12 protein-coding genes, 1 tRNA gene and 3 pseudogenes are annotated in these 12,961 nt (G+C 61.1%); 6 read left to right on the forward strand and 10 right to left on the reverse strand.

Going from position 1 to position 12,961, the window contains the following annotated elements; all coding sequences use genetic code 11:
* The first annotated feature begins 109 nt into the window (after positions 1-109).
* Complete coding sequence (locus BN9444_RS14140; RefSeq protein ID WP_168166303.1) at positions 110-571, forward strand: hypothetical protein; 462 nt, start codon at positions 110-112, stop codon at positions 569-571.
* A gap of 152 nt (positions 572-723) precedes the next feature.
* Here the strand turns inward: BN9444_RS14140 and BN9444_RS04965 are convergent, their stop codons facing one another.
* Positions 724-957, reverse strand: a complete 234-nt coding sequence (locus tag BN9444_RS04965; protein ID WP_068801524.1) for a hypothetical protein — start codon at positions 955-957, stop codon at positions 724-726.
* Positions 958-1,010: 53 nt separating this feature from the next.
* Positions 1,011-2,219 (reverse strand): hypothetical protein, encoded by a 1,209-nt coding sequence (locus BN9444_RS04970; protein WP_141681494.1) that lies wholly within the window; start codon positions 2,217-2,219, stop codon positions 1,011-1,013.
* 374 nt (positions 2,220-2,593) lie between these two features.
* Here BN9444_RS04970 and BN9444_RS13830 point away from each other — a divergent pair, with 374 nt between their 5' ends.
* Positions 2,594-3,355, forward strand: coding sequence for an HNH endonuclease (locus BN9444_RS13830; RefSeq protein WP_083307018.1), 762 nt, complete (start codon positions 2,594-2,596; stop codon positions 3,353-3,355).
* Positions 3,356-3,360: 5 nt separating this feature from the next.
* Here BN9444_RS13830 and BN9444_RS04980 read toward each other — a convergent pair whose 3' ends face one another.
* A complete protein-coding gene (locus tag BN9444_RS04980; protein WP_068801527.1) occupies positions 3,361-4,317 on the reverse strand; it encodes a DNA cytosine methyltransferase in 957 nt (318 codons plus the stop codon).
* A gap of 181 nt (positions 4,318-4,498) precedes the next feature.
* Positions 4,499-4,571: transfer RNA gene (locus BN9444_RS04985), tRNA-Arg, on the reverse strand.
* 114 nt (positions 4,572-4,685) lie between these two features.
* On the opposite strand from BN9444_RS04985, the gene BN9444_RS04990 reads away from it, so the two are divergent.
* Positions 4,686-4,946, forward strand: a complete 261-nt coding sequence (locus BN9444_RS04990; RefSeq protein ID WP_231732343.1) for a cg0963 family protein — start codon at positions 4,686-4,688, stop codon at positions 4,944-4,946.
* A 274-nt stretch (positions 4,947-5,220) separates the two neighbouring features.
* Here the strand turns inward: BN9444_RS04990 and BN9444_RS05000 are convergent, their stop codons facing one another.
* The 6 genes from BN9444_RS05000 to BN9444_RS05025 form a co-directional block, all read right to left on the reverse strand.
* Positions 5,221-5,556 carry a hypothetical protein gene (locus BN9444_RS05000; RefSeq protein WP_066512109.1) on the reverse strand — a complete coding sequence of 112 codons (336 nt, stop codon included), beginning with the start codon at positions 5,554-5,556 and terminating at the stop codon, positions 5,221-5,223.
* The gene (locus tag BN9444_RS05005) at positions 5,557-5,835 is read right to left on the reverse strand and encodes a glutaredoxin domain-containing protein (RefSeq protein WP_066512114.1); all 279 of its coding nucleotides are present in this window, start codon (positions 5,833-5,835) and stop codon (positions 5,557-5,559) included.
* Positions 5,832-6,365, reverse strand: coding sequence for a dihydrofolate reductase (locus tag BN9444_RS05010; RefSeq protein ID WP_066512119.1), 534 nt, complete (start codon positions 6,363-6,365; stop codon positions 5,832-5,834). The genes BN9444_RS05005 and BN9444_RS05010 overlap by 4 nt, the downstream gene beginning before the upstream one ends.
* Complete coding sequence (locus BN9444_RS05015; protein ID WP_197429517.1) at positions 6,365-7,171, reverse strand: thymidylate synthase; 807 nt, start codon at positions 7,169-7,171, stop codon at positions 6,365-6,367. Before BN9444_RS05015 ends, BN9444_RS05010 begins: the two co-directional genes overlap by 1 nt.
* Positions 7,172-7,230: 59 nt before the next feature.
* Positions 7,231-7,917 (reverse strand): hypothetical protein, encoded by a 687-nt coding sequence (locus tag BN9444_RS05020; protein ID WP_066512124.1) that lies wholly within the window; start codon positions 7,915-7,917, stop codon positions 7,231-7,233.
* Positions 7,918-8,043: 126 nt separating this feature from the next.
* Complete coding sequence (locus BN9444_RS05025) at positions 8,044-8,805, reverse strand: 3'(2'),5'-bisphosphate nucleotidase CysQ (RefSeq protein WP_066487678.1); 762 nt, start codon at positions 8,803-8,805, stop codon at positions 8,044-8,046.
* 48 nt (positions 8,806-8,853) lie between these two features.
* On the opposite strand from BN9444_RS05025, the pseudogene BN9444_RS15650 reads away from it, so the two are divergent.
* The 3 pseudogenes from BN9444_RS15650 to BN9444_RS15660 form a co-directional block, all read left to right on the forward strand.
* Positions 8,854-11,028, forward strand: a pseudogene (locus tag BN9444_RS15650) (DEAD/DEAH box helicase); the annotation flags it as partial.
* A 90-nt stretch (positions 11,029-11,118) separates the two neighbouring features.
* Positions 11,119-11,247, forward strand: a pseudogene (locus BN9444_RS15655) (Lhr family helicase); the annotation flags it as partial.
* 135 nt (positions 11,248-11,382) lie between these two features.
* Positions 11,383-12,961, forward strand: a pseudogene (locus BN9444_RS15660) (Lhr family ATP-dependent helicase); the annotation flags it as partial.

Consider the following 12,961-nt stretch of genomic DNA (forward strand, 5'->3'; position numbering starts at 1 on the left):
CATGTCGAATTGGCGAGATAACGTAGCTTTGCTCTAAACACTGGGGGATTCCCAGCGAGTGAGTTATCTTTATTTCAGTGTAAAATGGGGAACTTTCAAGGATGCTGTGGTGATTGAAAACTTGTTGATCGGTATAGTTTCGGGCGTAGTCTCGGGTCTCATTGTTTCGTTTGCTATTTGGCTCTGGGGCTATCTACGAAAACCACCATTGGAACTGATCTACGCCGGTGCTCAGCGGGCGGTCCTTAAGAACAACCGCTTGCGTCCTGTAGTGATCGGTGGGACGTGGGAATTGGGGAACGGTAACGTCCTTTATAGACCCGATGGTTTCCGTGGCGGCACCGGTGGCTTTTATATTCCGCGCCTGGGACAGTTTGTTGTCGGCACCTCCCATTTCGGCCCTGGTCAAACGGCTGATATTGCATATAAGTATGTTAAGCCGCCGAAAGATTCTGGTGCGCGTATTCGGCTAGAAGAGAGCAATAAGGTTGAAGCTTCTGAAGTGGCGATAAATCCAGAAAAGTATCCTGAATGGCTGCTCGCGCGAGTGATCCAAAAGGGTGCTGTTTGATCTTGAGAGCAGTTTCCCCAACGGTGCGGTTTTCGGCGTAGTTGGTAGGGGTTTTCCGGATAAGTGGTAGGCCCCTGTTTTCGATCATTGTATAGGTGGCGTTGACGCTAAACGCGGGAGGAGCGAGCGAGTCGAATGTGGAAAGCAGCAAACTAATCTGGTGCCGCGTTCTTCTGCATCGCGAACCTCGCGCCTACGCACAACTCGACGCCCATGTCGAGGAGGTGCAGCATGCGAATCTGCGCGACGGCGGCGAAGACCATGGACAGTCTCGACATGGGAAGGTGCGCGTTAAGCCACAGATAGACGAACTCGGACATGTCTCCGGGGGCACGGTCGGGCAGGACTGCGAAATCATCCGCTGCCAGGGTGGTGACGTTCTCCACGAGCTGGTCGGCGCCTTAATGATCCACAGGGGGCCAATAACCGAGGGACGTTGTTACACCACACTAGTGGACGCAACCTTCGCACGACAAGCCAACTCGTCAGTATGGGCCATGAGCGAACTCACCACCAACAAAGCCTGTGCGCAATTTCGCTTCGAGAACTGGCATTTACGAGCACCATGCACGCTCGGGTGCCGTCCGTATTCACGCGGCACTTTCTCAAATTCCGTCTTCTGGAAAGAGTAGTGAACCTCCCGAATCGGAAACCACACCAACGCAGCCTGCATGGTGAGTTCGTCTTCAAGTTCGACCTGCTGTTTGGGGGTCGTGGCGTAGTACGCCGTGATTGCTTTACTGAACCGATACTTGTCTTTGATCGGGCGAAGTTGAAATGACAGGGTATCCAACACCACGGTAAGCAATGCTTGCGCAGCCATAGTGTGTCCTGAGCGAATTGTTTCAATTGCCTCTTTCACAAAGTCCCTGTGCTCAAAGAGTCCGTCCCAGGTTAGCCTGTCCATCACGGCTTCACAGTCGTCAACAATGTTATCGAACTCTTGCCCCAGCACTGTCCGAACCGCCTTGTTGTCCTTTGCCCTCAAAAACCTAGCTGCAATTCGCGCGCGAGGAACATACATGAGAGCCACCCCGTGCACTTGAACGAATTCCCACACGTCGTTCAACGTGAACTCCTCGTCAAGGTCTACGAGGTTCGGTGGAAAGACAATTCGACGCAAATGCGAAAAGTTGAACTGCCCCATAGCCTTGTCGAAGACGGACTGAATCGAGTCCCTAATACCGGCGAAGTGCTTCTCGAAATGGGACTCAAACATTCCTGCTATAGAATTAGACAAGCCTCCAGCGAGAGCAGCGTGCTTGGCTAACGAGTCTGTTTCGAACAATGCATGGGGTCTAAGAACTCCTAACGCGGACTGTGCAGTGCTCAAGGACGAGCCGACCTTGCTGGCAAGCTCTGCGCCAATGCCGGCGACTCCCCACTTGTCGCCGAACCGCTCCGACATTGAGGTCCGCAAACCAAGCCGGTCAGCGTCAAGCCCTGACATAGCAAGGCGCTTGGCGTAGTCGTTGCCCATAATGTTTGGCCCCGGCCCCAAGGCGGACAACATTGATATTGCCGAGGCTCCCGCGACCGAAGAAGCAAATGCTTCGCGGGCTTGTTCAGCTACTCCAATTCCTAGTAGCTGGTTCATGTTGACTGCTGGTGTGAACCCCAGCGCCTCGTGGGGAAGGTGACGATTCATAGTCTCAAACCTACCGACAATGTTCACTCATGCACTGTGGGAGATTACCGACAATCCAAGCTTGCGGATGAAGTGGCGAGGGCGACTTCCTGTCATAAAGGAAACCTGCTGGTAGAAACCCCAGGTGGAACCAAATCATTTTTGCAGTGGAACCAGAATGAGTTAATTAAGGTAGAGGGGTTCTACAAAACTCACATTTCCGCGACAACTTCGTGGCGAGACTTGGGTATCGACATGGTCGAAATATCTCAAGTTGAATCTCACGCTAAGGATTTGGAGCGGCTAATCGCTTAATGTGCGGACGATTAGAATGACCTTGGGAGCTTTGTTTTAAAGTTCGCCCAATGGGCCTTAGATAACGGTATGTTGAATTCATGAGCGATTTCGATTACGTTCCCTTTTCCGGCGTTGAGTATCCGAAGGAAGCTTTTGCACCTGATGGAGTGCTCTGGTGGGAGTCGTCTAAGCGAGGAGCGACTGGGGCAGTTCCTCGAATGGCTTCCTGGTTGCGTTGGAATGTCGAGATAGGCGGCCGATTTACGACTCGACAATTGCGTGAAACCCTTGGTATCTCAAACGAGCATGCGCAGCGTCGCCAACGCGAGCTTCGCGATTATGGTTGGGAATATCTCTCTTCTAAAGAGGAGCCGAGCTTGGGGGAAGACTGCATTCTCGAAAAGTATGGTTGGTGGCCTGGCGAAGGTCCCCGTCCTCGGCGGCAGCAAATCTCCAGCAAGCTTCGGCGGCAGGTGTTTGAGCGTGATGGTGGACGTTGTGTGCTGTGCGGTCGGGCAGCCGGCGAGAAATATGATGATGGAAGCGTCGTTACCCTAACTGCCGGGCATATTATTGCAAATTCACATGGGGGAGCCGCGAGCCTTGACAACCTCCAAACGGAGTGTCGGGTCTGCAACGAGTCTGCTCGTGCGGACACCGGATCAGTGGCTGATCCTGGTGCGGTTGTTGAACAAGTCAAGAGCCTGAAGAAAGCTGACAGGATGGAGCTTCTTTCGTGGATTCGCGCCAAACAACGTAGTCGATCCCCACTGGATCGAGCTTTTGACGCATACCGCCTTGGTGGCCCGAACGTCCAGGCAGCTGTACTCGATTATCTAGAGAAGGTTGAGTCGAGATAGCTGCTTTAGGCCTTGTCGGTAGCCTCAAAGGCCTTGCGAATTTGCGTTCCGACTGCTTCGGCCACCGGAGGGGGAAATGCGTTACCAATTTGACGGCAAGCATTGGTTTTCCGGCCGGTAATCTCCCATGAATCGGGGAATCCCTGAATGCGAGCCATCATCTTCGGGGTGAGTCGCGGCTGCCCATTGAAACCTGGCTCGGGAGCTTCATCGGCGATGGTTGTACCGATGACGTTCATTTCGAGCCATGCTTTGCGTGCACGGGTCGGACCGAGGTCGGGGCCGCCATGCTTTTTGGAGCCACCGACCAGCGTAGGGGCAATCTTATCGGCTCGTTGTGCCCAAGCCTCCGCGCCTTCCCAGCCGTTAGCTGCCATGAGGTCCACGACGGTCTCGCCGACGGTGGGTGCAGTCTCGGGGTGTTCCTCGGGCCACGTGAAGTTTTCTAGGTCTTCGGGTTTCAGTGCCACGAGAATTGCTCGGGGGCGCAACTGGGGAACACCGTAATCTGCGGCCTTGATGAGTTTCCACTCCCCGACGTACCCGATCCCGGCTAACCTATCGAGGATTTCCTTGCGGTACGGTGCGAACTTCGGATCGAGAAGCCCTCGGACGTTTTCAAGCATGATGCCACGCGGCTTGATTTGTTCGATGAGATCAATCGCGCGGCTGAAGAGGTCACGTTCATCGTCCTTCCCTAGTTGCTTGCCTGCTACGGAGAAAGGAGGGCATGGTACGCCACCAGCAAAGAGATCGACGCCCAGATGTTCGGTACTTGGCTCCCATTCATTGAGGTCGGCTTGGACGACGTTCCACTCAGGTCGGTTGTGTCGAAGGGTATTGGTGCACCAGGACTCGAGCTCGACAAGTACTTCGTGGCCAAACCCTGCCATTTCTAGGCCGAGGGCTTGCCCACCTGCCCCCGCACATACCTCAATCGAAGAGTATGCGTGTTCGGCCATGTTTTCCCCTTGTTCTCGAGTGGTTTCAACTGTATGCAACGCTGATGTCGTAGCGGGTATTTCCTTTGCGGGTTATGTTATCTACGCCCTGGACATGAAAACCTTTTAGAACCGTTTCCTCAAGCAAAAATTAGAACAAACGATCGAAGAGTCTGGACTAGTGTCCAGCCTTTGAGATTTGTGCCCCAGAGAGGATTCGAACCTCCGACACCGGCTTTAGGAGAGCCGTGCTCTATCCCCTGAGCTACTGGGGCGGGGTGATATTTTCCTCCTCACTGGAGGGGGTAATCACGAGAGTTTAGACTACCAGCACCGCCCGCGCTGTCCCTAAATCGGATAACTTGTTGAGTATGGTTAACGATCCCAATGTGAGGTTTCACGATGTCCAGCGCCGCGAAATTGTCACCGAGCTGGTGACGAAGGAAGGCGTGAAGACGCTGGCCGTGGAAAAGACGGTGCCGGGTGGTTCCACCGAGCGCATCCTGCTGCTCAATAAGGTGGACGCGCAGCGCCTGAAGACGGCACTGGAGGAGTACCTCAACACCGTCTACGCGTCCGAGATTTCCGGCATGGCGGGCACGCTGTCGCCGGCAGATATGGTCGAGCTTTTCGGCGAAGACGACGAGTAATCGGGCGTGGTGTCGCGATGCGTCTTAGCGCGCCGCGACGAAGGCCGCGAAGTCGGCGAGAGCCCGCTTGAAGAGCGCCTTGTAATGGGCGGAATCCGCGGGGGGGAGGTAAGGCCCTTGACCTCAGCGGCGACGGTGGTCTTGCCGGGCGTGCGGGACTGGATGTTCATGGACACGCTGGCCGAGGAACCGTCCGGCGCGGTGGGGCTCGTGGCCGTCACGCGCCAGTAGTTCCACTTGGCCGTCTCGCTGATGCGTGGCTCGCCGTCAAGAATTAGAGGGAGCTGTGGTGCGAACTCGGCCCAGGCGGCGGCGATATCGGCCTGCGCGCCGGGACGGTCTTTGAGGCATTCGCGCCGAAGGAGCCGTCGCAGCGCTCGCCGGGGACGCGGCGGCCGATGTGCTGCTCAAAAGAGACGGCAACGCCCTGGGCCCACCATTCCAGGTTCTTGCCCTTGAGGACGCCGTCCGGCTGGGCGGCGAGGGTGGCGCGGAGGTGGGAGAGGGCGGCATCGGCAAGCTGGGCGTGGTTGTGGGCCGGGTCGAGGAGCTTCACCCATTCTTCGCCCTGGATGCCCGTGGAACGGGCTACGGTATCCCAGGTCGCCATTTACGCGGTGAGCTCGGCGTACTTCGCGCGAACCTCGGAGGCCGGCGGGTTGGTGACGTGCGTGCCATCAGAGTAGAGGACGGTGGGGACAATGCGGTTGCCGTCGTTGACGGACTTAATCCACTCGTTGATGTCCTCGGTGCCCTCGGCCTCCGCGTCGACGAGGTCGTACGGGGTCTCCGAGCGGTCCAGGTTCTTGCGCAGCTTGGCGCAGAACGGGCACCAATCGGCGTAGAAAATAGTAACGGGTGCGTTGGTCTCAGGGGTCTGGACGGTCATGCGGAGATTTTCCTTTCGTAGGTGAGGAACTTGTACTTCAACGGTAGTTCGCTGGGCGGTATTCCCGGCAGCTCCAGGTGGCCCTTCTCGGACGTAAGCCAACCGGTTTCGGCCGTGAGCGAGAAGTGCGCGGGGATTTCGGGGGCGAAGACGGCGTCCTCGCCATAGGCCTCGGCGACATTGGCGTCCATGAGGGTGATTTCCACGCGCTCGACCTGGCCCAGCGTTGCGGCGTAGACCTGGCCGCCGCCGATGATCCAGGCCTCATGCGGAGCTTTCTGTAGGTCGCGGAGGACCTCCGCGCCGGCGGACCATTCGCCGGGCAGCTGGCGCGAAAGGATGTAATTATCGCGGCCGGGCAGTGGGCGGAACGTGGGGTTGAGCGACTGCCACGTCTTGCGGCCCATGACGACGGGGGCGCCGAGGGTGACCTCCTTGAAGTGGGCGAGGTCTTCTGGCACGTGCCAGGGCATGGTGACGCCGTTGCCAATGCAGCCGTCGAGCGACTGTGCCCAAATCGCGCCCCACATTAGACGGACACCGGAGCCTTGATCGCAGGGTGCGGGTCGTAGCCCTCGAGCTCGAAGTCGGTGAAGTCGTAGTCGAAGAGGCTGGCGGCCTTGTTGAGCTTGAGCTGCGGGTACGGGCGCGGTTCGCGAGTGAGCTGTTCCTTGACCTGCTCGACGTGGTCGTTGTAGATGTGGCAGTCGCCGCCGGTCCAGATGAGGTCGCCCACCTCAAGGCCGGCCTGCTGGGCAAACATGTGCGCCAGGGCCGCGTAGGACGCGAGGTTAAACGGCACGCCCAGGAACATGTCCGCGGAGCGCTGGTAGACCTGCAGGCTGAGCTTGCCGTCGGCGACGTAGAGTTGGAAGAGCAGGTGGCAGGGCATGAGCGCCATCTGGTTGAGCTCCGCGACGTTCCAAGCAGAGACGATATTGCGGCGGGAGTCCGGGTTGTTCTTGAGCGTGTCCAACGCGCCTTGAATCTGGTCGATGTGGCTTCCGTCCGGGGTGGGCCAGGAACGCCACTGCACGCCGTAGACGGGGCCGAGCTCGCCGTTCTCATCGGCCCATTCGTTCCAGATGCGGACGTTATTGTCCTGGAGCCACCTGACGTTCGAGTCGCCCTTCAAGAACCACAGCAGTTCGCCGATGACCCCGTGGAAATAGACCTTCTTTGTGGTCAGCAGTGGGAAGGACTCCGCCAGGTTGTAGCGCAGCTGCGCGCCGAAAATGGAGCGCGTGCCCGTGCCGGTGCGGTCGCCTTTGGGCGTGCCTTCCTCGAGGATGCGGCGCAGGAGGTCTTCATACGGGGTGTCGATCATGGTGCTCAGTGTAACGTCCAAATACAACATTGTGAGAGTCCTAGACCGCACCAGCATGGGGCAGCGTACTATTCGTGCTTCTCTTCCGGTGCCGACCCTCGCTCGAGCGCTTCTTTTTCGACAGGCAATGCTCTTGGCGAGTGGTCACGATTAAGCAAAGTCGGGAGAGTGTTCATAAACATCATTCCCAGCCCTCCTACACCAAAAAGTAAGACAATCCACTCGCGGTCAAGGACGAGCGCGACAAGGGCAATAGTGAGAAGACCGAGAATAAGCACGGCTGAGATGTACTGTCCGCGCGGCACGGCCTTTTCATCGATACGTGCATTGGCCCGCATGACGTCGGCAATAGCGTTCTCGCGGTTCGCAGCAGCTGTAGTGGCTTGAGCCGCCATGTCGAGGATAATCTGCGGTGCCGTCGGCTCAATATCCTTGTAACGGCCAAATTCTTCAGCTGAAGGCAAGGGGCCACTGTGGTATTGCGAGATTACCTGCTCGACAATTGCAACCTTTTTCGCCTTGTCCTCGGGCGAATCATCATCGTCTACGAGTTCCGCGAGTAACGCGTCATCGATTGTTGGATGTTTTGGCCCACCATCTTCCACGCCTTCGTCTGGATTTCGGTCGGCGTTGGCAGCATTGTCCCTAGGGTCATCTCGGGGTGACTGCGGCGAGCTGGGAGATATGTCATCGAGGTCTTCCCGCTCGTGATGACGCGGCGCAGGCTCTGGCCATTCAGCATGGTCACGGGTCATGCACCTTCTTCCTTCCTTGTGAAGACAACGAGTAGAAGTAACTTTATGGTTCGTAGTCTTCTTGGTGGTTAATTAACTGGAAGATCTAGTTTAATTTTCGGCGTCCAAAACGGCAATGTAGATAGTTTAGTTGTACCCGCCGTTGGCCTCCGCGAACTCGGCGGCCGCGGCGAGGACCTCGTCCTTGATTTCCGGGCGGCAGATGACCAGGTCCGGGATGAAAGTGTCTTCGTTGTTGAAGGTGATGGGGGAGCCATCGAGGCGCGAGCAGTGCAGGCCTGCGGCGCGGGCCACGCCCACAGGTGCCGCCTGGTCCCACTCGTACTGGCCACCGGCATGGATATAGCCGTCAAAGTCGCCGAGGAGGACGTGCATGGCCTTCGCGCCTGCGGAGCCGACGCCCACGGTCTCGTAGCCCATCTTCTCCGCGATAAAGCCGGCGACCTGCGGCGGGCGGTTGCGGGAGACCACGAACCTCTTCGACATGGGGCCGGTCACGGCGCGCACGTCCGAGGACTTGAACGTCACGCCCAGGTCCGGCATGCCCACGGCGGCGTGCTCCGGAACGCCGTTGATGACGAGGGCGATGTGGATGGCCCAGTCTTGGCGGCCGGTGGAGAATTCCTTCGTGCCGTCGATGGGGTCGACGATCCACACGCGGTCCTTCTTCAGACGGGACATGTCATCCGTGGCCTCCTCGGAGAGGAAACCATCTTCGGGGCGGTGCTGCTCGAGGACGCGGGAAATCCATTCCTGCGCGAGGACGTCACCAGCGTCACCCAGCTCAAGGCCACGCAGCAAACCGCTGGTGCGCACGCCTTTAAGGATTTCGCCGACGCCTTCAGCGATGTGGTTGGTAAGACGAGAATCTGTAAGTTCGCGGGTCATGGGAATTAGCCTACCTTGCCATGTCGGTCGCCGCGCTACAGTGAAGGAATGACTGACGCCGTCCTCGCTCAATTCCGGCCCGCCGTCCGGGGCTGGTTCGAGGATGTCTTTGCCCGCCCCACCGACGTCCAGGAGCAGGCTTGGCGCGCCATTGCTGCCGATGCCCACGCGCTCGTCGTCGCCCCTACCGGTTCCGGCAAGACCCTCGCAGCGTTCCTCTGGGCGCTTAATAACTTGGTCGAGCGCGAGGGCCAGACGGCACTGCCGCTTCCCGGCGCGGCGTCGGCTGGCGCCGCCGCCGGAAGTCATGGAGGAGTGAAAGTCCTCTATATCTCGCCGCTCAAGGCACTCGGCGTGGACGTGGAGAATAACCTGCGCGCGCCCTTGGCAGGCATCGCGCGCAAAGCGGAGCGCCTGGGTGAGGAGGTTCCGGATATCACGGTGGGCGTGCGCTCGGGCGACACCCCGCAGGCTGAGCGCAACCGGCAGGTGCGCCGCCCGCCGGACGTGCTCATCACGACGCCGGAGTCGGCCTACCTCATGCTCACGTCCAAGGCAGCGGGCATCTTAAAGAGCGTGGATACCGTCATCATCGATGAGATTCACGCGCTTGCTGGCACGAAGCGCGGCGTGCACCTCGCGCTGACCCTGGAACGCCTGGCGCAGGTCGCCGGTGAATTCCAACGCATCGGGCTGTCGGCCACGGTGCGCCCGCTCGAGGCTGTTGCGAACTTCCTGGGCGGCGGGCGCCCGGTGGAGATCATCGCGCCGCCGGCGGAGAAGCGCTGGGACCTCACTATTCACGTGCCGGTCGAAGACATGTCGGACCTACCGGTGCCGGAGGCCGGCTCGACGATCGGCGAGATGACCGTCGACGACCCGCTGGGGATAACCGGTGGTCCGCTGCCTCAGCCGCGGTCGGATTCCGGGCTGGGGCGCCAGGGCATCGACGCCGGGCCCACCGAGTCCGCGCTGCCCACGGCGAAGTCCATCTGGCCGTTTATCGAGGACAAGCTGTACAAAGAGATCATGGCGCACCGCTCGACGCTCGTCTTCGTGAACTCGCGCCGCACGGCAGAGCGCGTAACGAGCCGGCTCAACGAGCTCTACGCGGCGGAGCACGATCCGGACTCGCTGTCGTCGGCGTCGCGTCGTCCGCCGTCTCAACTCATGGCGCAGTCAGACGTCGTGGGCAAGGCCCCGGCGGTTATTGCGCGCGCTCACCACGGCTCCGTGTCCAAGGACGAGCGCGCCATGACGGAGACGATGCTCAAGGAGGGCACGCTCAAGGCGGTTGTGGCGACGAGCTCGCTGGAGCTCGGCATCGACATGGGCGCGGTGGAGCTCGTGGTGCAGGTGGAGTCACCGCCATCGGTGGCCTCTGGCCTGCAACGTGTGGGCCGTGCGGGGCATGCGGTAGGGGCGGTATCGGCAGGCTCGTTTTACCCGAAGCATAGGGCGGACCTGCTGCAATCCGCGGTGACGGTGCGGCGCATGCGCGAAGGCCTTATCGAGGAGCTGAAAACCCCGCGCAACCCGCTCGACGTCCTTACGCAACAGACCGTCGCGGCTGTCGCTGCGGCGGGCGAGGACGGCCTCGACGTGGACGAGTGGTACGAGACTGTCCGCCGCGCCTGGCCTTACCGGGACCTGGCACGTGAGGTCTTCGACTCCGTCATCGACTTGGCCTCGGGCGTGTATCCCTCGACGGATTTCTCGGAGCTCAAGCCCCGCGTCGTCTATGACCGGATCACGGGCATGCTGACGCCGCGCCCGGGTGCGCAGCGCGTGGCCGTGACCAGCGGCGGCACCATTCCCGACCGCGGCATGTTTGGCGTTTTCTTGGTGGGTGGCGCGGAAGGCGGCGCACCCCGGCGCGTGGGTGAGCTCGACGAGGAGATGGTTTATGAATCCCGCGTCGGCGACATCTTTACGTTGGGCGCCACGAGCTGGCGGATTGAGAACATCACCCGTGACCAGGTGCAGGTCACGCCTGCGCCGGGGCATACGGGACGCCTGCCGTTTTGGAATGGCGACGCCGCTGGCCGCCCGTACGAGCTGGGCAAGGCCTTGGGTGCTTTCCGCCGTGAGGCCTACTCAGACCCGTCGCTCATTATTGACTCGGACGAGTGGGCGCGCGATAACCTGTTGGCCTACCTGCGCGAGCAGGAGGACGCGACGGGGCTTATCCCGGACGAGAAGACGCTGCTGCTCGAGCGCTTCANGGGGCGCTGGGCGCTGGCGGTGCCGGCGGCATCGGAAGCAACGGCTCGCTCTTTGGCACACGGCGAGGCCTGGCTTGACCGCTACGGCGTGGTCACGCGCGGGAGCGTCGTCGCTGAGGATGTGCTGGGCGGCTTCGCGCTGGCGTATAAGGTGCTTTCCGGTTTCGAGGAGTCCGGCAAGGCCATGCGTGGCTACGTCATTGAAGGCCTGGGTGCGGCGCAGTTCTCGACGCCTGCTGTCATCGACCGCCTGCGCGGGCTCGCGGATTCACCGGACGTGACCGGCTGGCCGTCGGGCACGCAGGAGCCGCAGACCTACCTGCTGGCCGCGGCGGATCCGGCGAACCCCTNCGCGCTGCTCCTGCCGCGCCGGAACCCCGGCAAGCGCGCCCCGCTGTGGCAGCAGCGCCAGCGCGCGGAACAGCTGCTCGACGTCGCCCGGAAGTACCCTTCGTTCCCCATCATCTTGGAGACCGTCCGCGAGTGCCTCCAGGACGTCTATGACCTGCCGGCACTCACGGAGCTCATGCGGGACCTGGGCCACCGGCGCGTGCGCATCGCGGAGGTCACCGTCGATCAGCCGTCGCCGTTCGCGTCCTCGCTGCTGTTTAACTACACGGGCGCGTTCATGTATGAGGGCGATTCTCCTTTGGCGGAAAAACGCGCAGCCGCCCTAGCGCTTGACCCTGCGCTGCTCGCGAAGCTGCTGGGCACGGTGGAGCTGCGCGAACTGCTCGATCCAGAGATCATCGCGGAGGTCGACGCCCAGCTGCAGCGTCGCACCCCGGAGCGCCGCGCGAAGACCACAGAGCAGGTCGCGGACTTGCTGCGCGTGCTGGGGCCCATCCCGGTCGCTGAACTCGGCGAGCATGCCTCGGTGCCGATGACGGCGCTCGACGCTCTGGGTTCGCGCATCATGCGGGTGCGTATTGGCGGGCGCGAGCACCTCGCGCAGTCTCTCGATGCCCCCTTACTCCGCGATGGCTTGGGCGTTCCCGTCCCGCCGGGCATCCCGGCGCAGCAAGCGACGATCACGGATGCGTTGGAGCAGCTCCTGTCGCGCTGGGCGCGCACCCGCGGCCCGTTTACCTTGCGCGAGGCTGCCGATGCCTTCGGTCTCTCCGTCTCCGCTACCTTCGCTGTTGTCTCTTCGTTGGACAGCGTGTTGGAAGGGCACTACCGCCAGGGTGTCGAAGAAACCGAGTACGTGGCCAGCGAGGTGCTGCGCGTCATCCGATCGCGCTCCCTGGCTGCGGCTCGCGCGGCGACGGAGCCAGTCACGCCCGCGACCTATGGACGCTTCCTACCGGACTGGCAGCAAGTGGCACCGGTGGGGCAGCAGCCCCCGTTGCGTGGCGCCGACGGCGTGTTTGCCGTTATCGAGCAGCTCGCTGGGGTGCGTCTGCCCGCCAGCGCCTGGGAATCCCTCGTTTTGCCCGCGCGTGTGGGGGATTATTCCCCGCGGCACTTGGACGAGCTCACGTCCTCGGGCGAGGTTCTCATCCTCGGCGCGGGCAAGGCCGGCGCGTCCGACCCATGGATCATGCTGCTGCCCGCGGACTATGCGGCGCAGCTGGCTCCTCAGCTGGGCGAGTTCGGTCCGTCCATGCTCCAGCAGTCAGTGCTCGACGTGCTTGCACGTGGCGGCGGGTTCCTTTTTGCTGATTTGCTGGCGGAAGTTCCCGGTAGCCTGGCGGCTCCCGGAGAGCTACGAGAGGCACTCTGGCAGCTCGTCGAGGCTGGGCTCGTCGCGCCGGATTCCTTTGCACCGATTCGCGCGCATCTTTCCGGTGGATCTCGCTCCGCGGCGGCGCACCGTTCCAAGCGCCGGCCGAGCCGTTCGCGCCTGCGCATGGGACGCACGTCCTTTGCCCAGTCGCAGCGTGCAACCTCGACCCCGCCGGACGTGGCGGGGCGCTGGGCGCTGGCGG

The sequence above is a fragment of the Corynebacterium phoceense genome, from assembly GCF_900092335.1.
GTDB classification, from domain to species: Bacteria; Actinomycetota; Actinomycetes; order Mycobacteriales; family Mycobacteriaceae; genus Corynebacterium; species Corynebacterium phoceense.